This is a genomic window from Phormidesmis priestleyi ULC007, from assembly GCF_003003695.1.
Classification (GTDB): Bacteria; Cyanobacteriota; Cyanobacteriia; order Leptolyngbyales; family Leptolyngbyaceae; genus Phormidesmis_A; species Phormidesmis_A priestleyi_A.
The window spans coordinates 177,767-203,243 of sequence record NZ_PVWG01000001.1 but is presented as its reverse complement, the minus strand read 5'-3'; the positions used below and the strand labels follow the sequence as shown (position 1 = coordinate 203,243).

General features: G+C 49.5%; 27 protein-coding genes. 3 read left to right on the top strand and 24 right to left on the bottom strand.

Going from position 1 to position 25,477, the window contains the following annotated elements:
• Positions 1-399 precede the first annotated feature (399 nt).
• Entirely contained in the window at positions 400-1,086 is a 687-nt protein-coding gene (locus C7B65_RS00910; protein ID WP_073069029.1) for a hypothetical protein, read from the bottom strand.
• Positions 1,087-1,295: 209 nt separating this feature from the next.
• Here C7B65_RS00910 and C7B65_RS00905 point away from each other — a divergent pair, with 209 nt between their 5' ends.
• Entirely contained in the window at positions 1,296-2,768 is a 1,473-nt protein-coding gene (locus C7B65_RS00905) for a TldD/PmbA family protein (protein ID WP_073069028.1), read from the top strand.
• Positions 2,769-2,988: 220 nt separating this feature from the next.
• Positions 2,989-4,329 carry a TldD/PmbA family protein gene (locus C7B65_RS00900; protein WP_073069027.1) on the top strand — a complete coding sequence of 447 codons (1,341 nt, stop codon included), beginning with the start codon at positions 2,989-2,991 and terminating at the stop codon, positions 4,327-4,329.
• A gap of 206 nt (positions 4,330-4,535) precedes the next feature.
• Here the strand turns inward: C7B65_RS00900 and rimM are convergent, their stop codons facing one another.
• From rimM to C7B65_RS00840, 13 genes are all read right to left on the bottom strand, one after another.
• Positions 4,536-5,105 (bottom strand): ribosome maturation factor RimM, encoded by a 570-nt coding sequence (rimM, locus tag C7B65_RS00895; RefSeq protein WP_073069026.1) that lies wholly within the window; start codon positions 5,103-5,105, stop codon positions 4,536-4,538.
• 41 nt (positions 5,106-5,146) lie between these two features.
• The gene (locus C7B65_RS00890) at positions 5,147-5,551 is read right to left on the bottom strand and encodes an NIL domain-containing protein (protein ID WP_073069025.1); all 405 of its coding nucleotides are present in this window, start codon (positions 5,549-5,551) and stop codon (positions 5,147-5,149) included.
• A 73-nt stretch (positions 5,552-5,624) separates the two neighbouring features.
• Positions 5,625-6,038 carry a heavy metal-responsive transcriptional regulator gene (locus C7B65_RS00885; protein ID WP_073069024.1) on the bottom strand — a complete coding sequence of 138 codons (414 nt, stop codon included), beginning with the start codon at positions 6,036-6,038 and terminating at the stop codon, positions 5,625-5,627.
• A gap of 2 nt (positions 6,039-6,040) precedes the next feature.
• Positions 6,041-6,610, bottom strand: a complete 570-nt coding sequence (locus C7B65_RS00880; protein WP_073069023.1) for a cupredoxin domain-containing protein — start codon at positions 6,608-6,610, stop codon at positions 6,041-6,043.
• A 9-nt stretch (positions 6,611-6,619) separates the two neighbouring features.
• Positions 6,620-8,920, bottom strand: coding sequence for a heavy metal translocating P-type ATPase (locus C7B65_RS00875; protein ID WP_073069022.1), 2,301 nt, complete (start codon positions 8,918-8,920; stop codon positions 6,620-6,622).
• 205 nt (positions 8,921-9,125) lie between these two features.
• The gene (locus tag C7B65_RS00870) at positions 9,126-9,320 is read right to left on the bottom strand and encodes a heavy-metal-associated domain-containing protein (protein WP_073069280.1); all 195 of its coding nucleotides are present in this window, start codon (positions 9,318-9,320) and stop codon (positions 9,126-9,128) included.
• 177 nt (positions 9,321-9,497) lie between these two features.
• Complete coding sequence (locus C7B65_RS29820; protein ID WP_483407031.1) at positions 9,498-9,665, bottom strand: four-helix bundle copper-binding protein; 168 nt, start codon at positions 9,663-9,665, stop codon at positions 9,498-9,500.
• Entirely contained in the window at positions 9,589-9,870 is a 282-nt protein-coding gene (locus C7B65_RS00865; protein ID WP_223257252.1) for a four-helix bundle copper-binding protein, read from the bottom strand. Before C7B65_RS00865 ends, C7B65_RS29820 begins: the two co-directional genes overlap by 77 nt.
• Before the next feature lie 175 nt (positions 9,871-10,045).
• The gene (locus C7B65_RS00860) at positions 10,046-10,573 is read right to left on the bottom strand and encodes a DUF3124 domain-containing protein (protein ID WP_073069021.1); all 528 of its coding nucleotides are present in this window, start codon (positions 10,571-10,573) and stop codon (positions 10,046-10,048) included.
• A gap of 37 nt (positions 10,574-10,610) precedes the next feature.
• On the bottom strand, positions 10,611-11,576 hold the full coding sequence (locus C7B65_RS00855) for a YihY/virulence factor BrkB family protein (RefSeq protein WP_073069020.1): 966 nt from the start codon (positions 11,574-11,576) through the stop codon (positions 10,611-10,613).
• A 12-nt stretch (positions 11,577-11,588) separates the two neighbouring features.
• Complete coding sequence (locus tag C7B65_RS00850; RefSeq protein WP_073069019.1) at positions 11,589-12,659, bottom strand: AI-2E family transporter; 1,071 nt, start codon at positions 12,657-12,659, stop codon at positions 11,589-11,591.
• Positions 12,660-12,686: 27 nt separating this feature from the next.
• On the bottom strand, positions 12,687-13,286 hold the full coding sequence (locus C7B65_RS00845; RefSeq protein WP_073069018.1) for a DUF3611 family protein: 600 nt from the start codon (positions 13,284-13,286) through the stop codon (positions 12,687-12,689).
• 196 nt (positions 13,287-13,482) lie between these two features.
• The gene (locus tag C7B65_RS00840; RefSeq protein WP_181314306.1) at positions 13,483-13,887 is read right to left on the bottom strand and encodes an META domain-containing protein; all 405 of its coding nucleotides are present in this window, start codon (positions 13,885-13,887) and stop codon (positions 13,483-13,485) included.
• A gap of 272 nt (positions 13,888-14,159) precedes the next feature.
• Here C7B65_RS00840 and C7B65_RS00835 point away from each other — a divergent pair, with 272 nt between their 5' ends.
• Positions 14,160-15,011 (top strand): SDR family oxidoreductase, encoded by an 852-nt coding sequence (locus C7B65_RS00835; protein WP_073069016.1) that lies wholly within the window; start codon positions 14,160-14,162, stop codon positions 15,009-15,011.
• Between the two features lie 154 nt (positions 15,012-15,165).
• Here C7B65_RS00835 and C7B65_RS00830 read toward each other — a convergent pair whose 3' ends face one another.
• The 10 genes from C7B65_RS00830 to C7B65_RS00790 form a co-directional block, all read right to left on the bottom strand.
• Positions 15,166-15,444, bottom strand: coding sequence for a hypothetical protein (locus C7B65_RS00830; protein WP_143161983.1), 279 nt, complete (start codon positions 15,442-15,444; stop codon positions 15,166-15,168).
• Complete coding sequence (locus C7B65_RS00825; protein WP_106253879.1) at positions 15,390-17,660, bottom strand: HAD-IC family P-type ATPase; 2,271 nt, start codon at positions 17,658-17,660, stop codon at positions 15,390-15,392. Before C7B65_RS00825 ends, C7B65_RS00830 begins: the two co-directional genes overlap by 55 nt.
• A 30-nt stretch (positions 17,661-17,690) precedes the next feature.
• Positions 17,691-19,106, bottom strand: coding sequence for a DUF2252 domain-containing protein (locus C7B65_RS00820; protein ID WP_083582593.1), 1,416 nt, complete (start codon positions 19,104-19,106; stop codon positions 17,691-17,693).
• Between the two features lie 67 nt (positions 19,107-19,173).
• Positions 19,174-19,644, bottom strand: a complete 471-nt coding sequence (locus C7B65_RS27250) for a hypothetical protein (protein WP_073069014.1) — start codon at positions 19,642-19,644, stop codon at positions 19,174-19,176.
• A 350-nt stretch (positions 19,645-19,994) separates the two neighbouring features.
• Positions 19,995-20,567 carry a hypothetical protein gene (locus tag C7B65_RS00815; RefSeq protein WP_073069013.1) on the bottom strand — a complete coding sequence of 191 codons (573 nt, stop codon included), beginning with the start codon at positions 20,565-20,567 and terminating at the stop codon, positions 19,995-19,997.
• An 83-nt stretch (positions 20,568-20,650) separates the two neighbouring features.
• Positions 20,651-21,208 carry an HdeD family acid-resistance protein gene (locus tag C7B65_RS00810; protein WP_073069012.1) on the bottom strand — a complete coding sequence of 186 codons (558 nt, stop codon included), beginning with the start codon at positions 21,206-21,208 and terminating at the stop codon, positions 20,651-20,653.
• A 125-nt stretch (positions 21,209-21,333) separates the two neighbouring features.
• A complete protein-coding gene (gene nhaC / locus C7B65_RS00805) occupies positions 21,334-22,824 on the bottom strand; it encodes a Na+/H+ antiporter NhaC (RefSeq protein ID WP_073069011.1) in 1,491 nt (496 codons plus the stop codon).
• Positions 22,825-22,880: 56 nt separating this feature from the next.
• A complete protein-coding gene (locus tag C7B65_RS00800) occupies positions 22,881-23,255 on the bottom strand; it encodes a hypothetical protein (RefSeq protein ID WP_073069010.1) in 375 nt (124 codons plus the stop codon).
• Positions 23,256-23,304: 49 nt separating this feature from the next.
• Positions 23,305-24,393, bottom strand: coding sequence for a M14 family metallopeptidase (locus C7B65_RS00795; RefSeq protein WP_073069009.1), 1,089 nt, complete (start codon positions 24,391-24,393; stop codon positions 23,305-23,307).
• Positions 24,394-24,402: 9 nt separating this feature from the next.
• Positions 24,403-25,206 carry a cyanophycinase gene (locus C7B65_RS00790; RefSeq protein WP_073069279.1) on the bottom strand — a complete coding sequence of 268 codons (804 nt, stop codon included), beginning with the start codon at positions 25,204-25,206 and terminating at the stop codon, positions 24,403-24,405.
• Positions 25,207-25,477 lie beyond the last annotated feature (271 nt).

The window sequence follows — 25,477 nt, the reverse complement described above, 5'->3', positions numbered from 1 at the left end:
GGTCTCCTTTGATTGGGGTGGGCTGTAACCCTTACACCTCATTAATAGGGAGCAGATTTGAGGTTTATGCAGGTTTATAGAAAATCAATGATTCCATACCCATTTGATTTATGAACCCTACAAATTCACACGAGGACGCGATCGCAATTGTCGCGCTTTAGAATGAGGGGATGAAATAGCTGTAGGGGTAGCGCCCCCGTGCCTACCCCTGACGGAGGGCAACCACGGGGGGATTGCCCTTACCACAATCATCCCTTTATTCAGCAATGCCGCAATTATTTTTAGAATAGGCATTACAACAAGAAAATAGGAGTACTCAAGGCGGTACTCCTACTTACAAACAGTGAGCGGATATCAGGACGAGATTTGAGTAGTTTCTAATTCAAATCTCACAATTTTTTAGTGTTGCGGTGTATACCATTGAGTCAGATTGTTGACAGCACCCGATCGGCGTTGAGCGTTAAACAAATCAACAGCAGTTTTGTTGTTACTATCGTTGATTTTGATTTGAGCATCGATTCCATAACGCGAGGTTGTGTTGTTCTCAGAATTCATCTCTTTCGCAGTTTTATTAGTGTCCAACGTTGTAATCACCACTGCGGCAGCAGCGTTGTTAGAATCGCAATCTTTACCAACCACTACTGTAGAAGAATCGCGGTTGTAAGAACTAGATTGGCGTGATGCACTAGCTTGATTGGAGGCGTTACCACGATTGTAAGAGCTAGAGTTGTTAGAAGCGCTAGAATCACTGCTCTGAGCTTGACCACCACCACTTGCACCAAAGATGCCGAGGATGTTAAAGCCACCGCCACCGCCATCTTTGTTACTGCTGTTGCTCGACTGACTGCTGGCATTTTTGCCCGACGCTGAGTTGTTGCTAGAAGTGGAGTTGTTGCGAGCAGAGCTAGAGCTACCGCGATTGTTTTGAGTGTTAGAGCCTAACCCCACGTCGCTGCACTGAATCTTGCCCGCCAGTTGACCAAACAGAGCCGAGTTGTCATCTGCGCGTACAGCGCTAACCGGAAGCAAAGAAGTGAACAAAGCAGAGGCGAGAACTAGAGAGCTAGAGAGTTTGACGAGTTTCATTGCATTTCTCCTTGAGGTGAGTGTGTTTGTGAGGCGTTAACCTCTTACACTCACTCATAGGGATAGCTCGATCGGGTTATGCACCCCAACCAAAAAGATTTTTTCAGGCCCCCAAACCCAGAGATACGGGATTCCGCCTTACCCCTCTCAGCCCTGCAAGTTACAATAAGTGAACCACTGTCTCAACAGTCCTAGCAGAGAGGCTTCCCATGCAATCCCCCATTTTATTAATCTCAAAAGAACTGCCCCGTTTGACCTATCAGTCTACGCCCGATCGTTTCGATGAAACTTGGGAGGCTCCGCTATCCACTCTTTTGGGATGGGGACGTGCAGCAGGTGCCGATTTTATTGAGTTTTTTCTAGAGCGCGTTAACTATATTAGCTGCATGGCAGAAGACGACGCGATCACCAGCATTTCGCCTCGCCTCTCGACGGGTGCTGGGGTGCGAGTGTTTCGCGGCAAAGCCGATTGCTATGTCAGCACCAACGATTTATCGTTCAACGGTCTGAAAGCTGCCCTTGAGAAAGGCTTATCGATCATGGGTTTGCAGCTTCCTGCCCCCAATTCTTATGTGCCAGAAATCAACCTGGAATTGCTGAGAGACTACGCCGTTAAAAAGGGCAAAGAATCATGGTTGGCTGACTGTAGCTCAATGCGTGAAATGGGTGATGTCTTGCTGGCAGCAAACGGTGAGTTAGCGACCCAAGCCCAGTTTGTGCAGTCTCGTCGCGCGGTCTACTTCCGAGATTGGCAAGAAGTTTTGGTTGCCTCTAGCGATGGCACGTTTGCGCGAGACATTCGCTTATCGCAATCCGTCGGGTATAGCCTGCTGTGTGCTGACGGCGCTCAACGATCGTCGATCAACAAGCGAGTCGGCAGCACCAGCGAACCCGGTTTCTTAAGAACCTGGAACTATGGCAAAGATGCTGAAGAAGTGGCTGATTCTGCCTCGAAGATGCTGTATGCAGACTATGTAGAGTCGGGCAACTATCCAGTCGTCATGGCCAATGAGTTTGGCGGCGTAATCTTTCACGAAGCCTGTGGTCACTTACTCGAAACGACGCAAATCGAGCGCAAAACCACGCCGTTTGCTGATAAGAAAGGCGAAAAGATTGCTCACGAAAATCTCACCGCTTGGGATGAAGGATTGACTAGCGACGCATTTGGCACGATCGACATGGACGACGAGGGAATGCCCGCGCAGCGCACCCTGCTGATCGAAAACGGGATTTTGAAGAACTTTATCGCCGATCGCGCGGGTTCTGTCCGCACGGGCAACCCTCGCACGGGCAGCGGTCGTCGTCAAGGCTACACCTATGCTGCTGCGAGTCGGATGCGGAACACCTATATCGCACCCGGTGACTACTCGGTTGAAGAACTGTTTGCCTCGATCGACAAAGGCATCTATTGCAAAAAGATGGGCGGCGGCAGCGTTGGCGCAACCGGACAATTTAACTTTGCGGTAGACGAAGCTTACTTAATCGAGAATGGCAAACTCACCAAGCCGCTCAAAGGCGCAACTCTAATTGGTGAAGCCACCGAAATCATGAACAAAATCTCTATGTGTTCCAACGATTTAGGATTAGCGGCTGGGTTCTGTGGTTCTGTGAGCGGCAGCGTTTACGTCACAGTCGGACAGCCCCACATCAAAGTCGATTCGATCACAGTCGGCGGACGATAATTTAGCGTTGCAGAATCAAGGAATGAATACGCCCCCTAGCCCCAATTCTGGGGGAATTAGATCTACTCAAAGTCCCCCAGAATTGGGGCTAGGGGGCGAGAGGATTTACAACCTTGACAGATCAAACTTCGATGCAGCAACGCCTTTCTTGCACCCTCTTCTAGCAGGGACGTTCCGGTGGAATGTCTCGCAATATTGCTCCTTAACACAAATAATTCTCATGCCTAAAATTGACGACATTGCATCCTACGCAAAAGATACGGCTCACAAGTTGGGCATCAAAAAATACGATATTTATGGGTCGGCGATCGACGAAACCAGCGTCCAGGTCGATCAAGGCGAACCGCAGCAGATGAAGGCATCCCAGCGATCGAGCGTTACGGTTCGCGTGTGGAACGATGAGCATTCTGTTGGGGTAACTTCGACGACGGATGTTGACCCGATCGGGCTAGAACTCGCCTTAAAAACGGCTCACGAAGCCAGCTTTTTTGGCGTGAAGGAAAACGTGCCGGAATTCAGTCCTGAAGCGACAGATCCCACAGCGCCCCATGCTGAAGCAAAGAATCCTCAAGCGCCCGTTTCTAAACTGCTAGAAACGCTGGTCGAGGCAGAAAAAGAATTGCTGGCGGCACATCCGGCGATTAAAGGCGTTCCTTATAACGGGCTGGCGCAGCGAGATATCGATCGCTTTTATCTCAACAGCGAAGGGGCTGTCCGCAATGAAGGGCATTCGTTTGCCTCACTCTACCTCTACACCAAAACTGAGGAAGAAGGCAGAAAGCCTCGCAGCGCAGGTGCGTTTCGCGTCAGTCATGGGTTAGACGAGTTAGATATCAACGGCTGTCTTAAAGAAGCGGCCGAGAAAACCATCAGTCACCTCAATTACGACAAGGTGAAAACGGGTAAATATCGTGTCGTTTTTTCGCCTGAAGCAATTCTCAGTTTGATTGGTGCGTTTTCTAACTTGTTTAACGCTCAGAGCATTCTCGATAACCAGAGTCTCTCCACCCCCGAATCGCTGGGAACGCAGATTGCCTCACCGCTGCTCTGTCTCTGCGATGACGCGCTGCACCCCGAAAACGTCGGCGCAGAAACCTTTGACGGAGAAGGCACTCCGACTCGTCGCGTTGCTCTGATCACCAACGGCGTGTTGTCGGGCTTCTTGCACAGTTCTGGCACGGCTAAACGCCTGAATGCTCAACCCACGGGGCATGCCAATATGGGGTCTAAGATCACGGTGAGTCCTCACTTCTATCACATCTTTGCCGGGGAATCTGCCGAGCAAGACTACAGCTTAGACACGGCTGATAATGTGATTTTGATTGATGATTTGAGTGCCCTTCATGCTGGGGTTCAGGCGACACAAGGTTCATTTTCACTGCCGTTTGATGGTTGGCTGGTGCAAAACGGCAAGCGCACCAGTGTTGAATCTGCGACGGTGGCAGGTGATATTCGCGAAGTTCTCAAGTCGGTTATCTATGTTGAGAAGGAGCTGGAGTTTACGGGGTCTGGGGTTGCGCCTAGAGTCTGGGTAGACGAATTATCGATCACAGGCGAATAGTCTCAAGTTTTGTGGGGTGGCATCTTGCCCACTCATGCAAGAATGAAACCTTATTCAACGTGAATTCGATGAAGCTTTTCGCTGCGGTTGCCAATCCGGGCTGCCCCCTAAATCCCCCAGAATTGAGGTTCAAAGCCCCCCAATTTTGGGGGATTTAGGGGGCTGAAGCGCTGAAGAACGAAGCGAAAGAACTCATCGAACTGACGTTATTCAATTAAGCCGGGTGGAGGTGTAATCTCTACCCGGTTTTGTTTGAGGTCAACGATCGGCACGATCGCCATCACAAACGGAATCAAAACCCGACTCTCCGAATTTTCTCGCTGCACTTCTAGCAAATCATTTCCGGCTGACAAAATATCAACGACTGTTCCAACCCGTTCTTGAGTCGCCTGATCAAATACTTGCAGCCCAATCAAATCAGCAACGTGAAACTCACCCGCTTCTAATTCGGGTCGATCGCTGGCTAAGACTAAAATTTTGCTGCCCCGCAGAGCCTCTGCTTGTTCGCAGGTCTCGACTCCGGCAAACTGGACAATGTATAAGCCTTTGCCGTCTAGATAGCGACCTTTGACGAGTTGGATTTCTTCGGGTTGAGTGGCGTTCAATCGCAAAATCCAGCGTTTTCCCGGCTCTACAAATCGTTGAGGAAAGTCTGAATCAGGATAAACCCGCACCTCGCCCTTTAACCCTTGGGTCGAGACGATTTTGCCAACTTCGAGAAAAGGATTTTGAGGGTGGGAGGTCTGCACAGAAAAAATATTGCCAATGGGATTCATCTACTATTTTGCAGCGATATCTTGCCCATTCGATCGTTCGCTCAAAAGTTTGTTGAAATCGCCTGAACTGGACAGGTAGGAATGCACTGTTCGCAGACAATGCAGCGCGATCGCGTAAAGGTCAACTTAAACGACTGCGGATCTAACGTCAGCGCCTCAGTCGGGCACACTCCTGTACACAAGCCACAATCGACACAAGCCACTTCATCGATCATGATTTCACGACTTGCAAAAGACACGCCGATATCTTGCGATCGCATCCACTCCAGCGCAGCATCTAACTGATCAATATCACCCGATAACTCGACAACCAGCTTCCCGATTTGATTAGGAGCCACCTGCGCCCGAATGATATTGGCCGCGACGTTATAATCTTTTGCCAATCGGTAAGTGACAGGCATCTGCACCGATCGTTTTGGGAAAGTTAGCGTGACTCGTTTTTTCACAATTAGATTTTGGCAGACCGTCTTCCTATTGTAGAAAGCAGGTTGGATTCATGCAGAAGGTCTTTGAAGTTGCTCAAATTTGCTCAATGATTGGACAAATCGTTGCCGCAGAATTTTCAGGTAAGACCTGCCCTCTCACCAAAAGCCTTTCTAACTCTTGCTTGAGAATTTGGAGTTGCTGAATTTGTCGATCGATGTCCACCAATTTATCTCTCAGCTTTTCTTGAACCTGGTCACACGGCAAATCACCTTGATCGTGAACCTCCAAAAACTCTCTGATTTCTGACAAACTCATGCCTAAGTTCTGGGCACGCTTGATGAAATTTAAGCGGGTAAACACATCAGCGCTGAACAATCGATAGCCGCCCTCGGTTCTGCCCATTGTCTTCAATAACCCTAGCTCCTCGTAGTAGCGAATCGTTTTGATCGGGATACCGCTTTCTTTGGCGACAGAACCAATCAGTTTCGATTCATTCTGAACAAACATGATTAACTCCTTTGTGAAACAAGATTTTGAGCCGTCGCTTCTAAACGTTTTGTTCCCTGCACTTCAATCATGCCGTGAAACATATTCATGCCACAGGTGAATGGATACTCTCCGGGTTGGGTGGGCGTGAACTCGATCGCGGTCACTTGGTTGAGTGGCAGGTCTTTTGCGATGTGAAAGTCAGGAATTCGCACGGCTTCGAGACAACTAGACGGATCGCGGCGATCGAAGTTCAGTCGCACAGGTTGCCCAACACTGACCACAATGCGATTGGGTTCATAGCCGCCATCCACTGTGATTGTAGCTTCCTGGATGCCCTGGTTCGTGTCGGCTTTGCGAGACTTAGACTGACTGAACAAAAACCACCAGAGTTCTACGCCAATCAATCCGATTCCGCCTGCTGTCACCGCACTTTTGAGCCAAAGCGGTTGGTCGATGCGTTGAAACTGAGTGGGTTGCTCGGCTCCAGAGGGTTGCATTTCGTCGTGCGGCATTTGGGCAACCGCTTTGCCTGAGATGCCTAGCATCAACCCAAAAGCCAAACTTCTAACAATCCAGTATTTCTGCGTCATTGTTTCTCCTTAAATTACTTTGGGCTTAAAGTTCCGCAACCTGAGCGCATTCGTAAGAACTGACACTGAGCTAAACGCCATTGCACCACCTGCGATGATTGGGTTGAGTAACCAGCCAAAGACTGGAAAGAGAATGCCTGCTGCGATCGGAATACCTAATGCATTGTAGATAAACGCAAAGAAAAGATTTTGACGAATATTCGTCATGGTGGCACGGCTGAGTTGAATTGCAGTCACAATACTTTGAAGATCGCCAGAGATTAAGGTAATGTCGCTGGCTGCGATCGCGACATCGGTTCCCGTTCCGATCGCAATACCCACATCGGCTTGAGCTAATGCAGGCGCATCATTAATCCCGTCTCCGACCATCGCCACGATCGTTGATTGAGTATGGCGAAATTTTGTCTGAGTCATTGACGGTTTGCCAAACTTGCCGCTCTGGATCGATTCAATCACGGCTGCTTTTTGCTCCGGTCGGACTTCGGCAATTACGGTTTGAATCCCGACTTCACGGGCGATCGCGTCTGCCGTTTGCTGATTATCTCCGGTCAACATCACCACGTCGAGGCCCAAACGTTGCAATGCGCGAACTGCCTGAGCAGAAGACGGTTTGAGCGCATCAGAAATGCCCATTAACCCTTGAAGTTGACGATCGATCGCAATCAGCACCACTGTTTTTCCAAGCGACTCTAATCGGCTTTTCTCAGTTTCGAGAGGGGTAGTATTGATACCCAGTTCGTTCAACCATCGTTGCGTTCCAATTTGAACAAAATGGTTAGAAACGGTTCCCTCAACGCCGCTACCTGCGATGGCTTCAAAGTGCTGTACATCGTCCAAAGTTACTTCCTGAGATTGAGCATATCGCACCACGGCTTCGGCTAATGGATGCTCGGAATTGCGTTCTACAGAAGCAGCAAGACCTAATAATTTCAGTTCGTTTGCGCTGCCTACGGTGGTCACAAAATCAATAACGGTCGGTTTGCCTTCGGTGATGGTTCCGGTTTTGTCGAAGACGATCGTTTCGATCTGATGGGCGAGTTCTAGACTTTCGGCTCCCTTAATCAAAATGCCGTTCTCCGCGCCTTTGCCAGTCCCGACCATTACAGAAGTGGGGGTTGCCAGTCCCAATGCACAAGGACACGCAATGATTAACACGCCAACAGTTGTAATTAAAGCTAACGTCACATTGCCCATAACATTGAACCAGATGACGAAGGTTGCGATCGCAATGGCAATCACTACAGGCACAAACCAACCTGTGACTTGATCGGCTAATCGCTGAATCGGCGCTTTTGATCCTTGCGCTTGCTGTACGAGTTGAACAATCTGCGCCAGAACGGTATCTTTGCCCACACGAGTCGCTCGAAATCGAAAGCTGCCAGTTTTGTTCATTGTTGCGCCAATGACTTCATCTCCAGGCTGCTTTTTGGTCGGCATACTCTCGCCTGTCACCATCGATTCATCGATCGTTGAAGTCCCTTCCACCACTTCACCATCCACCGGAATCTTTTCACCCGGACGCACCATCACCACATCACCGATCTGAACTTCTTGAATCGGCACTTCGAGTTCTTGCCCGTTCCGCATAATTCGGGCATCACGCGCTTGTAACCCGATCAGTTTCCGAATCGCGTCTGACGTTTGTCCTCGTGCCCGCATTTCGAGCAAACGACCGAGCAAAATCAGCGTGATAATCACATTTGCCGCTTCGTAGTAGACATCAGCATTAAGTCCTTGAGCGATAAAAAAGCCAGGAATCACCGTCGCTACGATCGAATACAGATAAGCCGATCCCGTGCCCAGTGAAACCAAAGTATCCATCGTTGCCGTGTGCCGCTTGAAGGCTTTCCAAGCATTCATGAAAAACTCTCGACCGCACCAAAATAATACGGCTGTTGAAAGAGCGAGTTGTAACCAGGAATTGTGGAGCCATGCGGGAATGAATGGAATCGGCAACCCTAGCATCATCGGGAATGAACCAATGACTAGAACCGCACTGATCACACCCGCGACAATGACTTTATTGCGTAAGTGACGAAATTCTCGCGATCGGGCTGTTTTCTCAGCTTCAGTTTCGTCGGTGATAAACTCTTGGTCTTGCAGCGAGTAGGAACTGTATCCAGCGTCAACGATCGCGTGTTGAATCTGCTCCAAGTTTGTCTGCTTAGAATCGTACTGAAGAGTGGCTTGTTCAGCTCCAAAATTGACGTTAACTTCAGCGACACCGGGAACCGATCGAATCGCATCTTCAACGCTATGAGCGCACGAGGCACAACTCATGCCGCTTAATTTTAGGGTGTTGGTTTCCATCGGTTAGAGAAGGAATGAAGGGTAGGAAAATTAACGCGATGTGCGACTCAGAACCCTCCTCACGAAGGGGGGCGAAGCCCTCGCAACCCTTCTTCCCAGGGAGACGAAGGGCTTTCAGATACTTTCTAGTTCCCTCTCCTGTGGGAGAGAGCTAGGGTGAGGGTTGCTTTTGAGCGGTTTTAGGAAAGTTGCACGTCGCGTAAGATTAGGCAACGGTATAGCCTGCGGCGGTAATCACTTGTTTCACATCTGCTTCTGTGGCTTGCGTTTCGATGCTGACGATCTTCGTTTTGGGGTCAGCGTTGACTTTGGCATTAGAATCAAGCGATTTAACAGCATTAGTAATCGTGTCGCTGCAAGCAGAACAAGCCATGTTGGGAACTGTGAGTTGTAGGGTCATGAGATAAGAGCTTCCTTGAGGTGACTTTGTGATTGACTCCATTCTGAACTGTCTAGCCCACTGGAGAGTCAAGCGATTAGTGCAGGAACCGCATAAAAATTCTCCTAAAAACTGAGAAGAGGCCGTCTCTATGTTTGAGAGACAGCCTCGGCAGCGCAAAACCGTTTTAGGTCGCCATTAAGCCGTTGCCATTTGACGACAGGACTCGGCACAACGATGGCAAGCCTCAGCACACCGCTGGCAGGGGTCATAATCGTGTTTTGCACACTCAGCCGCACAGCGAACTCGCAAAGCGAGAGCCGAAGGCACCGCACGCTTCTGCACAAACGCCACACAATTGAGCATGGAGATCGGAATTTCGAGCCATAAACCGAGCGCAAATATCGCAGGTATCGGCACAGTCACGACAGGTCTTGATACAGTGAGCCATCATTTCTATCATCTCGCTATCGAGGCAAGCAGTGGCGCAGTTTTCACATTCACGCAGACAATCGAGACAGGCTTCAATGCAGGATTCAAGTTGAGATTGATGAGATTGAGTCGCGGTCATAATCTACCTCCTGGAGAAAACAAGAAAACAGAATCACAGTTTCTGGCTTTCACGTTAGAGAATTGTTTGTGCGGTTCCGGCGGAGTTGCGCTTGACGCTAATCGCGTCTCCGTGCTGATAACTCAATAGGCCGATCACGCCAAATAAGGGCACCTATCCTAAATTTAGAATGCTCTTACTTGCTACTTACCCGACTTTTGATCACTCGTCCAGGGCTAACAAAGGAGATTCCCTGATTGGTACTGGTATTGATCATGACTGACTCTATTACGGGCACAGAAACTTCTTTTTGAGTCACCCATTCCACAACAAAAGCGGCTCCTGATCCGCCTCTAGTGTCTTCTTGATTCACTACAAAACTGGTCGAAGCCAACGGTTCAAGTTCTACGGGTTGCTCTAAATATTTGCGGACAGGCTTACCGCTACTATCGTAGTAATTTACAGAAGCAACAATAATTGGGTGGGTCAGGTCAGCATTGCGAACACTTAATGTAGCGGTTAAGTCGATTGTTCGGCTCTGCTCCCACGTATAGATATGTGAGTAAATGGGAACATAGACCGTTTGCCCTGCGATGATCTTTACGCTGTTGTCAAGGGTGACTGCTTTCAGGGGAGGGGCAGCCTCTGGTGGCGTTTTTGATGGCGTGCAAGCTGTAAGCAATACAAACAGGGGCACGAGATAACTACACAAGTATCGCTTCATTGGAAATAGGATTGGGTACGAGGTAGCTTACACAAAATCATTGCTGTACACCATTCAAATAATCTGTTGTGTGACGACGGCTACCAAAAAGATGGGCATAAACGTAGGAAAACACACAGCCAGCAAAGAAGATTTGGCACGTTAGAAAAATCCATAGCATCAGCACCATGACGCTCCCAATCACGCCATAGGAAAGGAAATGACTCCCGATCGTAATCACACTGTTACTAACTAGTTGTTGCAACACCACCAGCAGCAAGGCGGTGAGTAAAGCAGCCAGCCAGACATCCTGCCAGCCCACATAAACAGACGGCAGAATCTTAAACAGAATGCAGGCAACCAGAGACAGAACCAAAAATGATGACCCGGCTTGAAGCCCCTTAGCTAACTGCAATTCGTCAACCTGGATGAAGGAGAAGGTTTCTTGAAAGGTTGCGATTAAATTTAGGATAGTTTTGATAGCAATACTTGTGACTAATGAAGTTAGCATCAGTAGGGCAGTCCCCAACACTAATAGAAACGCCAGAAGTTGGTTAACCCCAAAGAAAAGCGCCATCTTAAAAATTGATCCGGCTTCAGAAACTCGACTCGGCGATCGCCAAATTCGATTCACCGAACTCCTGAGAATCGAGAAGACACTACTGGCTGCAAATAACAGCAAGGTGAATCCCACGATCCCGGCACCGACACTATTTTCGTTGAGGGCAATCACGGTTCCTTTGATCAAATCATGCACTTCTGGAGGCAGATAGCGATCGATGACTCCCTGAATATGTTGAAATGCTTCCGTATTCGGCCCAATGAGCGAACCAATAATGCTCAGTATGACTAACAGCAAGGGAAACAGTGAGAAGAGGGCATAGTACGAGAGGGCGGCTGCCATGCCAGGGCAATTATCTTGATCCCACTTCACCCCAGTCTTGATCAGGAGTTGAACTGGCTTTGAGGGCAAGATAGTAGACCGAACGTAAGGTAGGAGGGTCGATCGGATATAGCGAATCATAGGAACTGTTAATTAAGACTTTTCTGATGGCTCAACAACGTTCACCGTGGACTCTTTCAGGGCTAGATCTGCCTCTTCTTTGACTGATCCCATCCAGAGAGCAATCATGCCAGCAATTGGAATCGCCAGAAAGACTCCCAATAATCCAGCCACCCGTTCGCCAATAAACAGGGCAAGAAATAGAACGACTGGATTCAATTCCAGAGCACTTCCCATAACTTTAGGACGGATCACATTATCTTGAATTTGAATCAGCACAAGGCAAACGATCAACACTTTTAAAGCGATCGCGCCTCCTTGAGAGGTGAAGACTAAAAAGACGACGATGATAGTTCCAAGGGTAGCTCCAATTCCAGGAATAGCGTCAATTATGCCAAGAATGACCGCCAAAAGCAGCGAATATCTCACGCCTAAAAGTGGAAAAATTAGACCCGTAGTGCTCGATAGAAACAGCATCAACAGCAGTTGACCGCGAATAAATCCGAGAAAACTTTGCCGGAAAGTCCTGGCAAATCGATCGCGAGAAGCGACTGGGATCAGTTTAAGAAACGACTGCCACAGCTTTTCACCGTCAATCAACATATAGATGCAGATGACTGCCCCAAAAATTCCGGTAAAGAGGCTGGAAAAGATGCCCCGCACAATGCCTAAGCCAGAAGTCAAACCCGTTTGTAATGTGCCAACGACTTTGCCGATGTCTAGTCGGTTGAGGAGATCTTGGAATGGCAGGGCGTTTTGCTGATCTAAAGCATCTCTGATATGGATTAGCAAACCCTGTCCCTGATTCAGCACTTCTATTCCAACAAACGTGACCACAACCAGCAGTAAGGCGACTGTCACAATAAAAGTAAGGGCGATCGCCAGCCCTCTGGGAATGTAACGCGATAGCCAAACCGACGGATAATTTAATAGCGCGGCAAAAATTCCTGCGGCTGTAAACAGGGCGATCGTGCTGTGGAAATAATTGATCAGCAACACGGTGATCCAGCCACAGCCAACCAACAAGATGTAGCGAAAAAGGGTGGAATGATTCAGGGTTTGCCACAGGTTAGACGATGGCGGAGGTGAGGTCGGCGGACGCATAGGGTGTTTGCAATGGGTGGTTTAGAATTAATCATTCGTGTTGCGACGTTGCCCGACTTGATAGAGCAGCAGCAAGGCGACAACGGCTCCCACTAGCCCAGCCGCGATCGCGCTAATCATCGCTTGAATTGCAATCATACTCGATGGGGTGATCAGTGCCCCTGGCGCTGCCAGCGTTGTTCCAATTTGATTGGGAGTTAACACCGCTCCACCTTGGGGCAGCGTTAACATTTTGTAGGTCAACCCGCTCACCCGCATCATCGCGATCAGCACGGCGATCGTCATAATACCGATATTAGCCAGCAGCCCAAGTTTGACATCTCGCATGACCTGAGACTTTGCAGGGCGCTGATCCCGCACCTCTAACTTACTTGCCAGCCGCGTATAGCGAAAACACCAGTAAATACTGAAGATCAGGGCGACTAAGCAGGCGATCGCCAACCACAAACCAAAGGAAAATCCGCCGCTCTGTCCTGGTTTAAACAGAACGTTCACGACCACTACTAAGATCGGAATAAACCCCAGCAGAGCTTGCAGCCAGAAGCCAGTCCAGCCCAACCAGCGGAAGGAATGAGCAATCTGTTGAGGAGTCGGTTTTGGTGCTTCAGAATCGAGGAAGTTAAACATAGAAGGGTTTCCTATAGAAGGAATGTGAAGGGTGAGTCGGGGTTTCCGATTACGTAGGGGCATGGCACTGCCGTGCCCATTGACGTTGCAAGTAACCGACGTTATTTAATTCACGATCCTGAGGAGCGATCGTGTGACATTGATACTCCCGATCTGCGGATTGGCTTTATTCAGTTGAGTGTTCAAATATTACCTCTTACCATAACTCTCGGACAGTTTGAGAGGTAAAACGCAAAACCCCTGACTCCTGCCCGGTCTGATAAAAGATTGTCAATTGACCCTGACTATCCACCTCATACCGTTGAGCGCCTTCTAAAGCCTTGAGATACCGGAACTCCTGGTTCAGGATAGACTCCTCACAAGCCTTGCGCGTTGATGCAAGAGTACCAATACTCAAGTGATTCCCCTTGATTTGGTAGCTTCCCATAAAGCGGTTGCATCCACCCGAACCCGTGAGGTGATTGGCTTTCCCAGGTTCTGAAGAATTGCCCGAAAAGTCGGCTGTCAGTTTAGTAGCTTGCGGAACAACACCCGGAGAGGTTGGCTCTGCCATAATGACCAATCGCCAACTACCTGCAATTGAGGAAGCAGATTGAGCCATAAGCAGAGGTTTTCCAGAGACAGGGTATGCGATTGCAGAATTTGCAGCAGTTACTCCAACTAGCCCGATCGTCAAAGTTACTATACAACCCGTTAATTGTTGGCTGGAAGACTTATAGTTCATAAATAAGCACCAAATAATGAACCGTTTTGATAATCTCCGTGTTTGGTAGCAGTGAGCGATCGAGCCAGTATCATGCCTGCACTAATTACTGCTTCAATACAGGCTAATTTTATCATCCCAAGAAAGTACTAACGATAGTGTGAAACATCATGATTCTTATAACAGGAGCTTCTGGGAACATTGGAACGACAGTGGTTGAATGTCTCCGCGCTCGTCAGGCTCCATTTCGCATCGGCTCACGCAAGCCGAACTCTGTTTCGCAAGATGGTGCTGAGATTGTTCCATTCGATTTCCTCAATGCGAGTACTTTCCGATCGGCGGTGCAAGGCTGCAATGCTGTTTTTCTGCTGCGCCCTCCAGCCATCTCCGACACCCGTAAAACGCTCAACTCGTTTCTTGATGTGGCGCGCTCTCAGGGTGTGCAGCATATCGTGTTTGTTTCCGTCGCAGGTGCCGCAGACAATCCTCTCGTGCCCCATCACGCAGTCGAGCAACACCTTCGTCAAAAATCTGAGGGATGGACAATTCTCAGACCCGGTTTCTTTGCCCAAAATCTCGGCGATGCTTACCGAGACGATATTGTTCAGGACGATCGCATCTTCCTGCCTGCGGGTGCTGGTCGAGTTGCCTTCATCGATGGGCGTGACATTGCCGAAGTTGCGGTTAACGTGCTGATTAATCCCGCATCTCACCAGGCGCAAATCTATACCCTGACGGGATCTGAATCCCTTTCGTTTGTTGAAGTGGCAACTGCTTTATCTGACGAACTGGGTCGAGCGATCGTCTATCAGCCAGCGAGTGTTCCGGGCTACTTCTCCCATCTGTTTCGACGTAAAATGCCTCTGGAACAAATCCTCGTCCAAACCATCCTTCATGTAGGACTTCGATTTGGACAGGCTGAGGCAGTAGCCAATACGTTGGCAAAACTTCTGGGGCACCCACCTCGTAAGCTTCGCGACTATGTTCGAGATTATCGAGACTTGTGGCTTAAAACGACTTGAATTCGATGAGATTTCTCACGACGATTGCCAATTCGGGAAGCCCCCTAAATCCCCCAATTTGGGGGACTTCAAACCAAAATTTCCGGTTCAAAGTTCCCCAGAATGGGGGATTTAGGGGGCGCGACAGACTTGTAACGAAGTCGTTGAATTCACGTTAAAACGGACTAATCTTAACGCCAAGAAAGCGATCGAGTAATCTATTTCTCCAGGTAAACCGCACGACTAACGCCCAAATTAAGGCAACCAATCCGATTCCTAAATAATGAATTAAATCAAGTGGATAGAGTTCAAAAAAGTTACGCAAAAATGGCACCGCAAGAATCAATCCGTAAACCAATAAAACAATGCCCGCGAGAATGGTAAAGCGTTTGTCTTGACTCAGCGGCTCACCTCCAACCCAAGCGGAAGTGGGTGGCTTGAGGAATGGGAGCAAGAATAACCCCCCAACACTTGCAGCGTGATCATTGCTGTTTCTGCAACCTGTTGTGCCCTGGCAATATCCTCAAAGGCGATCCGACGACCGAGTTCATCAAACGGGATTTGACCGTTGAGCCACTCAAAAACAGGTGTAATGTTTTCCGCCAGAAAGTAGAGATAGACAAGAATACTCGCTAGAGAAAGGGTCAACGTGGCGGGTATCACAAAATGCAGGAAAGAGTTTCCCTCAAGCCCTTTGGGTTTGTCTGGTTTTGCCCATAAGGTGACAAAGAAAGGCGGAATGCCAACGGTGAGGAACATGACGATCGTACTGGTTTTAATTCCAAAGGGAAACGACAGCGTAATCATGCCAACGGCTACGATCGCCAGAATAAACGAAAAAATTCGCACCATAAACAGTTTGCTGATATCGGCAACTCCATTGCGAATTCGTTGTCCTTCTAAAAAGATTTTGGGTAGCGCACTAAACTTATCTTTGAGCAACACAATATCGGCAACACCGCGAGTCGCTTGGCTGCCACTTTCCATCGCAATACCCACATTTGCTTGTTTGAGTGACAGCACATCATTTACCCCATCTCCCATCATGGCAACGTAGTGTTTGCGAGACTGAAGGCTCTTGACCAGACGGGCTTTCTGCTCAGGCGTAATCCGTCCAAAAATCGTACTTTCTTCGGCAGTTTGGGTGAACACCGCGTCATCCATTTGAGCCAAATCCTGACCCGATACTGCAATAATGTCATTACTTAACCCGGCTTGTTTTGCTAACGCCGCAACAGTCGCCGGATTGTCGCCAGAAATAACTTTGACTTGAATGCCTGCCTGACGAAATTCTGCCAAGGTTTGACGGGCATCGGGGCGCAGTTCATCACCAAAGCGCAGAATGCCCAGCGGCTGAAGATTGGGGGGCAACACTGGATCGCCTGTCCCGTCTCGTAGCTCAGTCACAGTCGGACTGTAGGCAAATAAGAGTACACGCAACCCCTGATCTGCACCTTCGCGGATATATGCCTGGAGGTCTGTTTGAAGCGGTATGACCGTGCCTAAAATCTCTGGGGCACCGAGAATATATACACCCGGCGAGTCACCAAACGCGATCGCGCTCCACTTATGAGCCGAGCCAAAAGAAATTTCGGTCTTCAGCGGGCGCTTTTCTCTGGGTAATGTGGTGGCGATCGCCTCATTGGTCTTGTTACTCGTAGAAGCAGTGGCAGCGTAATTTCCCAAAATGGTTTCTAGCTTGGCGCGATCGAGGTCAATGGGATACACCGTTTGCAATTGAATCCGATTTGCAGTCAGCGTCCCCGTTTTGTCCAGGCACATCACATCCACATTACTAATCGATTCCACTGCATTTGCCTGCTGCACCAACGCGCTCTGTTGAGCAATTCGCACCGCTCCAAACGTGTAGGCGAGGGTAATCATTAAATACAACCCGCTGGGAACAAGACCCACAATAACCGCAGTGTTTTGAACGCCTGTTGTCAGAGAAATGACTCCCAAAGTGATCCGTAGTGCGGTGATCAAGCCCAGAAGAAGCGCAACACCCAACAACAGGCGAATGATCATATTGATGCGGTGTTGCAATGGAGTCAGCACCTTGCGAAACTTGCGGGCTTCCGCCGTCATTTTGCTGGCTAAACTATCGGCACCCACTTTTTCGGCTTCATAGCAAGCGGTGCCGCTGACGCAAAAGCTCCCAGAGTAGACCGGATCGCTGACCTGCTTTGCAATCAAATCTGATTCGCCCGTCAGCAGAGACTCATCTACTTTGATTTCGCCCTCACCCATGATGGAGCCATCGACCACAATTTGATCGCCTGGACTGACCACCAGCACATCGCCCACCACAATCTGACTCGGATCGATGTCCCGTTGTTGTCCCTCGCGGATGATGCTGGCTTTAGGGCGCGTGAGCAAGGCAATTTTGTCTAGTTTCTTCTTAGCGCGAATCTCTTGAATCACGTTAACTACAACGTTCAGCAAGATCACACAGGCAAGTACCAGTACATCACTGACAAGTCCTAGCGCAATCAGCACCAAGCTCAGGAAGAAGTAGACCCCGTTAATGAACGTGAACAAGTTGTCCCGAAAAATATCCCAGTAGGTGCGACTGGTTTGAATCGGAATGTTGTTCCCTTGTCCGGCTGCACGACGGTTTGCTGCTTCGCGATCGCTCAACCCTGGAAGCTGACTTGGAGTAGATTGCATGGTTTCAGACTAGTTTGGTATGATGCCACGTCAAAATTCGCTAGCAACCTGAATGCGTCCCTGTTTTGCTGCGGCTGCCAACTGGTCATAATCTCGATCGGTTTGATCTGCATAAGCATGGGCGAATTTTGTCAATGCCTCATCCAATGCTTCGCTTTTGCCGACATAGCCGGACAGCATAGCGGCATCACTGGATTTGGCATGAGCTAGTGCCAGCGCCCAGCCACATACCCCGCAGTAGTTTGACAGTTCTGCTAGTCGAAACTTGCTGGGTTCAAGCTTGACTCCCCCTTTCATATCCCGCAACTGGCGGATGTAGTATTGAATACCATCCATCTCACCCCATCCCAGAAAGATGTCGGGTGCCCCTTGGATCAGTCGCTGTCCAGTCACAACTCGGTGCCCCTGATGGTCATCTGGCAACCTGTAGTTACAGAGGGTTTCAGCATAGGGAGCTAATATCGAGGGCTGGGCTTCCTTGATTTGCAAAAATAGTGGGTCGCCCGCATCGATACCTTCTAGATAAATAACCCAGCAGCGAGTCCCAACACTGCCCACGCCCACAACTTTCCGGGCAACGTCCACAATGCGATATCGCGACACTAGAAAGCGGCGATCGGCGCTCAGAGAGGTGAGGTAATCTTGCATTAGCTGTTCAATGGCCTCAACCATCGGCTTTCCACGGGGGGTTGTTTCTATTCGTACTACTAGAGGAGGATCTTCGATAATGTGATGCTGATCGTCCACCAGATCGGTCATTTTTTCCAACACTTGAAGATGGGTGCGCTGACGAGCTTTTACTAAAAGTTGGGTTGCTCTTTTGTGAGATTGGGTAGGCAACTTCTGAAGCAAGTCAGCTTCTGTGATGTTGGCATACCACAAGTCGAGATAGCCCATTTCGGCATACTCGTATAAGTGTTGCCGATAGGACTGCACCACTGCCCGTACAGCAGCTTCGCAAAGAACACGATCGCCTCCCAAAAACCGCCCCGCCACAACTGCACTCGCCACCAACCGTTTCAGATCCCATTCCCAGGCTCCTGGATAGGTTTCATCGAAGTCGTTGATGCCAAACACCAGGTTGCGCTCGGCAGAGGCAAACACGCCAAAATTGGACAGATGCATATCTCCACAGGCTTGCACGTTGATGCCCGTCGTTGGGGCGAGTGCAATATCCTGAATCATCACTGCGGCCGAACCCCGTAGAAATGCGAAGGGAGAGGTTAACATCCGGGCGTAGCAGATGGGCACCAGCTCTGGTAGGCGGGTCTTTGTCTGAGCTTCCAGAATTGCGATCGGGTCTTGGCGGTTAGCAGGCGGGTGATATTCAGCAAGGTCAGTGCGCTTTACTTTTTGGCGCAGGGCTTTTCCGGCAGCGAGACGCTCTGCGACAGAACGACCCTCAGCCTGATGCTTGAAAGAACGATCGGTCAACTGATTTTCCATAGATGAAGGGGCACTCATGAGCTAAGGAGAAGTGACAGCGGGGTAGATGCACGACTTCAAATCAAGCTCATCTTGGAGTGCAACCTGAAGCCCTGACTCTATAAACAGATCCCTGTCTTCCATTGATGTTCATATTAACTTGAAACGGTTGACGACCTGACGGGACGACTTGCACTTGAAAAGGAACTCCACCCACTAATCGGGCATCATCTCGTCTAAAAACCTGTCTAGAAGTTCTGTCACCGTACTTAAAATTCTGGATGATGTTGTAGTTTGCTGGCAATTCTGAAGTGATGGTGGCGATGTAGCGGGTAAATCTTACACCGCCGGGTACCACAAAATCGGTGTCCCAGTTGTTTCTAACACCTGGAGTCACCCCTGCTGAAGAAACAGTTTTCCTAACCTCGTATCCTGAAGTGCCGATCGGTCTAAAAGAGATACACCGTTCAGCCGCATTTGCTCGTGAATGACTAACAAGGGGAATGCTCAGACCTAATAGGACAATCAAGGCTTTGGAAAGTGGGCGATCGTAAGTCATAAAAAACCTCAGATTACAGAACAAAAATGGGTAACAATGGACACTTAGGATTGTGAATTAAATAAGACCCGGATTTACCCTCACCCCAGCCCTCTCCCGCAGGAGCTACCGTGTATACATCAGTCTTTTCGCTTCGTTATGAGCAGCTTCTGCCCCCTAAATCCCCAAAATTGGGGGACTTTGAAACTGAAAGTCCGGGGTCAAAGTCCCCCAGACTGGGGGATTTAGGGGGCAAACCCCAACAATCCGAACTTAAAGCAATTTGTGTATACACGGTAGTCCGCAGGAGAGGGGGCAAGAGTCCGGTTCACCTGCTCTTGGGGGAGAAGTGCTAGGGAATGAGGTTACTTTTAGTATTTTTCTGCTTCTTGGAAAATCACGGGGGCATTTTGCAATCTTTTGTGGGTCTGATAACGGTGATAGAGTTCACGGTTTGTGAAAAAGAATAGCGAGACCGCTTCCCATAGAAAAACCCATCCAGTAATCGCCAGCCCTTCAAACAGGATGGATGATGCATCCGCTTCTGCAAAACGACTTGCAGCAGTCTTTGCTACCCATAGAAGCACAAGACCGATGACGACAAACAGCAGCATCCGGGTGTTACTCTTCTTGATCTCCTTTCCTAGAAAGTATCGTTTGGAGATGAAACTGTTCTTGAGACCAATCCGAGATTCTTCCTCTACTCGTTCATCGCGCATTCCGGCTGGGACTGCGAAACATAATTCGATCGCATACTTACTAGGAATTTCGTCAGAGTATTCCTCCAAGTAGAGTTTCAGATCAGGATTGAGTTCTCGACGTTTAAAGGGAGCAGGGTCCCATTCGTTGAAGATATCAGTGTACTGATCCAGGGCAATCTCGATCATGTAGCGATCTGTCGATTCATCGATTTTGTAGATCTCGCTAAAACTATCTCTTTTCATGATTCTGCTCAGGTCTGGCTGTCTCTAGACGTTTGTTACAACGAATGAAGACCCTATTGAAATCGTGTTGAGAATCTAGGCGACTAAGCGGCGATCGTCCGTCGAGCTGCCAGAGCAGCGGCTAGGAGTGAGACACCGCTCATCAGAATGCTGATGCCTACATACAGACCAATCAGCCAAATCGCGCTGAAGGGAAACCGATTCAGCACCATGATGCCCAGAATCAGAGTAATAATTCCGTTGAACGCCACCAGCCAAAACATTCTGTGCCCTGCCCGATTGGTAAACGCCATGATGATGGTAAAAATCCCTTCAACAATGAACAAAATCCCAAAGGCTAAGGTCAGTGCTAGCAGCGCGGCTCCGACATTAAATAGAATGTAAGTGCCCGCAACCACATAGAAGATACCCACAATCAGATTTAGCCAAAACCCTCTGACTGGCTTTGACTGAAACGACTGAACAATCATCACCACGCCACTAATCAGCGTAATCCAACCGATCGCAACGGTGAAGAATGCTGAGGCAATCCCTGGCATGATAATCGCCAGTCCGCCGAGAATAATCAGACTAATGCTGAGGGCGATCACCCAACCCGTCGATTTCTTGATAGCTACTTCAGATTGAAAATCAGTAATCATAGTGTTCACCTCATTTTTTGAACTGGTTTTACGAACTGTGAGCAACGGTTCTATAGCGATTCCACTTCAGTTGTAAGAGTGGGATAGGCTTCTAGCCTGTACAGGCAGGATGCCCATCCCACCAATCATTCAGGATTGCTATTGCTATATATAGCTGTTGTGGAGGGTATACGCTCGATCTTAAAGCCTGTGATCCCGTAAGCAAGCGACAAAATTGGACTGGCAATATTGAAGATGGCATACGGTAAATACAGGAAGGTCGAGATACCCAGCGTGGCAGACATAAATGCGCCACAGGAATTCCACGGTACCAGAGGTGACGTTACAGTTCCAGCATCAGCGGCTACACGCGACAGGTTTTGTGGTTGCAATCCGCGCTTTTGGAACTCGATGCGAAACATGCGTACGGGCAGCACCAGCGCAATATATTGATCCCCCGCAACAATATTTAACCCGATCGCGGTCGTTACGAGCGTGGCAAACAAAAGACCCGTAGTTTTTGCCCGTAACAGCACCGGATTAATCAGTTTAGCCAACAGTCCAAATTCTTCCATCAGTGTGCCAAATGTCACCGCGCCGATGATGATCCACAGTGTCAACAACATACTGTCCATGCCACCGCGTGAAAGCAACCGATCGATATCTTGGATGCCGGAATTTTCCTGATAGCCAGTTGCCATTGCCGCCCAAATGCCTTTGATGTAGACCAGTGGGGTAGCCAGTGCCGGATCGTTAACAAAGCGCACAATAGCTTGCGGTTGGAGAATCGCGCCCATGATGCCCCCTACCAGCGCCGCACTCATAATCGCCAGGGATGCCGGGATTTTGCGAATAGACAGCACGACTAGAAATATCAAGGGAATTAAGTTCAGGGGTGTGATCCAAAAAAGCTGATCCAACTTAGCGAGATCGGTCGCTGTTTCGACGTTATCAATCACGTCCTCCCGGAGTCCCAAAATCGCAAAGACGACCATCGAAATGACAAACGCCGGAACCGATGTCCAAAGCTGGGCACGGATATGCGTGTAGATGTCTGCCCCTGCCAACTGTGCGCTCAACAGCGTTGTCTCGGAAAGGGGAGAGGTCTTGTCACCAAAATAAGCACCTGAAATTACAGCACCCGCAGTAATAACAGGGGAAACCCCAACCAACGACGCAATGCCGACTAGCCCGACCCCAATGGTTCCAGCCGTCGTCCACGAACTGCCAATGCCTACAGAAACAATGGCACAGATTATAGCGGTTGCCAGGTAGAACCAATTGGGTTGAAGCAGTTGAATGCCGTAATGAACTAAGGTTGGGATCGTGCCAGACATATTCCAGGTGCCAATCAGTGCCCCCACCGCCAACAAAATGAAAATTGCGCTAACAATCGATGCCAGCGCCCTCCCTCCCGATGCCGCGATTTTGTCCCAAGGATGTCCATTCTTGAGAATGATGATGGCGGCAACCATAGTACTGAGTATCAACGCGACTTGAGTAGGGCCATCGATCGCACCCAGCCCAAACAGCACAACAGAGCCTGCGATCAGCGCAATCAGCACCACGAGTGGAACGATCGCGTCTAAATATGACGGTTCTTTGATGGTGCGTGGGGGAGGAGGGTGACTAGACATGGGAGTATCCTCATTTCATAAATAACTGCAAAAACTCTGAAGAGAACGATCGCTGATTAGCGTCTTCTTCGGTGCCTCTGGCTGGCAAGTTTAGCCTTTGTTCCTTTCAGCAAAATGAACAGTGGAATGGTGGCGATCGCCAAAGGAATCAAGAGCACGAAGGACGATGAGAGCACTGTGAGACGCACCATTATCCAGACAAAACCGCCAAAGATCACCCAGCCTGAGATCAGAACCCACCACGGGGCTTGCCCTCCCGCTAAACTTCGATAAGCTCGACCCCGAAGCTGGATTTCGCCCATCGGATCAAAGCCAGAGGGAATTCTATCGGGGTTTAGGGGCGTTTGTTCAGCCGGAATTCCAATCGAAAGTTTGTCTGGGTCTAAACTCTCGTCTGGTAAAAATCGATTGAATTCATCTTTGTTATTCATTGCTAAAAGTAGATAAATTGTAGACAAGTTGAATGACTGAAAATAGGAATTAATAGTCGTCTCCGGGTTCGTGGCAGATATCAGTATTGCGCTTCGAGTCCATGCTGTTGTATAAGATCTGCATCACCCGTGAGCCTGGTTCGCTGAGTGCGTCGCGCGCGATCGTGGCAACTTCCCCAGACACACTCGCCGCATACTCAGCAACAACATCGCCAAATGAATTGCGCTGAATCGCGACTCTCTGACCCGGTGTTACTTTGTCTCTCAGATCAACCAACAACTCAAGGTAGCCGCCCATCGTGGAACGGATAGTTTCAAACGTGTCGCCGAAGAAGGTTCTGGCTTCCCTAGACGTGCGATCGATGTTCCCGTCAATCAGTTTGTAATGCTTGAGTACGTTCAGGCTGCCTTCAACAGTCATCGCGATCTTTCGCGCATCGAAGCTTCGCGGCCCTCCGATCTCAATGGTCATGACTGGAATGTCTGCATCGACGAACGCCATTTCGAGCGTACCGTCTTCACCGGGATCGTTCTTGATCTGCTCGATCGGAAACAATTCGGCTATCTGTCGGATCTCTGGCTTGCGAAGATCAGCGAAGATGAACATTGTGAAATCACCACCAGTCGCCCCTGTATGATAGTCGAGTGCCACATCAATGTTGTGCTTAAATAGACGATTCCAGAGAATACCCGCGTGACGGGTCGGTGCGTTGTCGCCTATTTCGTCGCCGGGCCACACGCGATTGAGGTCAACTAACGAGCCGCCGCTCTGAGCCGTCGGCCACATCCGCTGTGTATACTCCTTAGCGGGGCGAGAGAGGTCGTAGATTGCAATCACTGTCCCCGACATCTTTGCCGGATCGAGACTCGCCATGATGCGCTGCACTGCATTCACCGGACTCAACTCATCACCATGTACACCAGCGGTCAGCGAGATGCGCTTGCCATCGCGATCGCCTTTCGCAACCACTACAGGAACATACCAATGCTGTCCGGTGCCCATCTGTACCCCCTGGAAGAAAAAGCGGTGCGTCTTACCGGGTTCGAGGTCATTGACATTCAACTGACTGATCACAGGTGCGCCCTGGATCTGATCGCCCGTGTAAACCGTCTTCTCAGAACTGATTAGCGTTGTCATACTCACCTTCTACAGCACTGGTAGGTGCGTTTTTAAGTTGAAGCGATAGCCGCTCGGCAAAATGTGTAACTTGACTCCACAGAGCGCGATCGCTTCATCTTTGAGCAATCCCTCCAGGTTGTTGTGGGTAGCGGTTGATTCATCCACAACCGTAATCGCGCCCTGTCCAACTACCTCAAATTCATCGCCCTTGACAATAATGGCGGTGTCTTCGTCAATGCCCAGACCGAGTACCGCAGGGTGCAGCACCAGAGCTGCCAGCAGGCGACCCAGGCGACCCCGTTGAGCAAAGTGCTGGTCTACCATAATGTCGGGTAAAAAGCCCATACCGGGAGCCATGCTGACCGCATTGATACTAGGGTTAGATACAGATGCCCCGCCTACAATCATTTCGTCGGGCATCATAGCAGCACCCGCACTGGTGCCGCCAATCACGACTCCCTCCTGATGCCGCTTACGAATGGCATCGCACAAAGGAGAACCTTTGATAAACTCCACAATGCGCGATTGGTCGCCCCCTGTGAAGAAAATGCCAGTTGCCTGTTCGATCGTGTATATCCCTTCTTCGCACTCGGAATCTTTGCGGCGCTCTGTACCCACCACTTCCACCGATTCTGCACCTAATCGCTTGAACGCGCGGATGTAAACCTCCCCGACTTCTTCGGGGTGTCCGGTGGCAGCAGTCATCACCGCAATGTGGGCTTTCATGCCACCCGCCAATCTGACAAATTCTCGCAAGACTACGCAATCGCCGTCCCTATCTTCGGCACCGCCAATGATCACTAAAGCGCCGTGTGTTGGTTTAATACCCATACTGATTCCTCCCAATGTGTCTGCCCTTGCAGCACTCAACAATCTTTTGGATCGATGAGCAAGTTGTGCAATGCCTGCCACTCGATCGCTTTCTACTACTGTGTACACACAAGTCGTTTATCGCTCCGTTTCAGTCAGCTTCAGCCCCCTAAATCCCCCAAAATTGGGGGACTTCAAGCCAAGACTCCGAGTTCAAAGTCCCCCAGATTGGGAGATTTAGGGGGCAAGATCTCAGCAATGAACGATTAAACACTTGTGTGTACATAGTTAG

Excerpts from the sequence above, each read along its gene's own strand:
- C7B65_RS00910 (WP_073069029.1), bottom strand. The coding sequence starts at position 1,086 with ATGAAACTCGTCAAACTCTCTAGCTCTCTAGTTCTCGCCTCTGCTTTG.
- C7B65_RS00905 (WP_073069028.1), top strand. The coding sequence starts at position 1,296 with ATGCAATCCCCCATTTTATTAATCTCAAAAGAACTGCCCCGTTTGACC.
- C7B65_RS00900 (WP_073069027.1), top strand. The coding sequence starts at position 2,989 with ATGCCTAAAATTGACGACATTGCATCCTACGCAAAAGATACGGCTCAC.
- rimM (WP_073069026.1), bottom strand. The coding sequence starts at position 5,105 with ATGAATCCCATTGGCAATATTTTTTCTGTGCAGACCTCCCACCCTCAA.
- C7B65_RS00885 (WP_073069024.1), bottom strand. The coding sequence starts at position 6,038 with ATGTTTGTTCAGAATGAATCGAAACTGATTGGTTCTGTCGCCAAAGAA.
- C7B65_RS00880 (WP_073069023.1), bottom strand. The coding sequence starts at position 6,610 with ATGACGCAGAAATACTGGATTGTTAGAAGTTTGGCTTTTGGGTTGATG.
- C7B65_RS00875 (WP_073069022.1), bottom strand. The coding sequence starts at position 8,920 with ATGGAAACCAACACCCTAAAATTAAGCGGCATGAGTTGTGCCTCGTGC.
- C7B65_RS00870 (WP_073069280.1), bottom strand. The coding sequence starts at position 9,320 with ATGACCCTACAACTCACAGTTCCCAACATGGCTTGTTCTGCTTGCAGC.
- C7B65_RS29820 (WP_483407031.1), bottom strand. The coding sequence starts at position 9,665 with ATGCTCAATTGTGTGGCGTTTGTGCAGAAGCGTGCGGTGCCTTCGGCT.
- C7B65_RS00865 (WP_223257252.1), bottom strand. The coding sequence starts at position 9,870 with ATGACCGCGACTCAATCTCATCAATCTCAACTTGAATCCTGCATTGAA.
- C7B65_RS00860 (WP_073069021.1), bottom strand. The coding sequence starts at position 10,573 with ATGAAGCGATACTTGTGTAGTTATCTCGTGCCCCTGTTTGTATTGCTT.
- C7B65_RS00855 (WP_073069020.1), bottom strand. The coding sequence starts at position 11,576 with ATGATTCGCTATATCCGATCGACCCTCCTACCTTACGTTCGGTCTACT.
- C7B65_RS00850 (WP_073069019.1), bottom strand. The coding sequence starts at position 12,659 with ATGCGTCCGCCGACCTCACCTCCGCCATCGTCTAACCTGTGGCAAACC.
- C7B65_RS00845 (WP_073069018.1), bottom strand. The coding sequence starts at position 13,286 with ATGTTTAACTTCCTCGATTCTGAAGCACCAAAACCGACTCCTCAACAG.
- C7B65_RS00840 (WP_181314306.1), bottom strand. The coding sequence starts at position 13,887 with ATGGCTCAATCTGCTTCCTCAATTGCAGGTAGTTGGCGATTGGTCATT.
- C7B65_RS00835 (WP_073069016.1), top strand. The coding sequence starts at position 14,160 with ATGATTCTTATAACAGGAGCTTCTGGGAACATTGGAACGACAGTGGTT.
- C7B65_RS00825 (WP_106253879.1), bottom strand. The coding sequence starts at position 17,660 with ATGCAATCTACTCCAAGTCAGCTTCCAGGGTTGAGCGATCGCGAAGCA.
- C7B65_RS00820 (WP_083582593.1), bottom strand. The coding sequence starts at position 19,106 with ATGGAAAATCAGTTGACCGATCGTTCTTTCAAGCATCAGGCTGAGGGT.
- C7B65_RS27250 (WP_073069014.1), bottom strand. The coding sequence starts at position 19,644 with ATGACTTACGATCGCCCACTTTCCAAAGCCTTGATTGTCCTATTAGGT.
- C7B65_RS00815 (WP_073069013.1), bottom strand. The coding sequence starts at position 20,567 with ATGAAAAGAGATAGTTTTAGCGAGATCTACAAAATCGATGAATCGACA.
- C7B65_RS00810 (WP_073069012.1), bottom strand. The coding sequence starts at position 21,208 with ATGATTACTGATTTTCAATCTGAAGTAGCTATCAAGAAATCGACGGGT.
- nhaC (WP_073069011.1), bottom strand. The coding sequence starts at position 22,824 with ATGTCTAGTCACCCTCCTCCCCCACGCACCATCAAAGAACCGTCATAT.
- C7B65_RS00800 (WP_073069010.1), bottom strand. The coding sequence starts at position 23,255 with ATGAATAACAAAGATGAATTCAATCGATTTTTACCAGACGAGAGTTTA.
- C7B65_RS00795 (WP_073069009.1), bottom strand. The coding sequence starts at position 24,393 with ATGACAACGCTAATCAGTTCTGAGAAGACGGTTTACACGGGCGATCAG.
- C7B65_RS00790 (WP_073069279.1), bottom strand. The coding sequence starts at position 25,206 with ATGGGTATTAAACCAACACACGGCGCTTTAGTGATCATTGGCGGTGCC.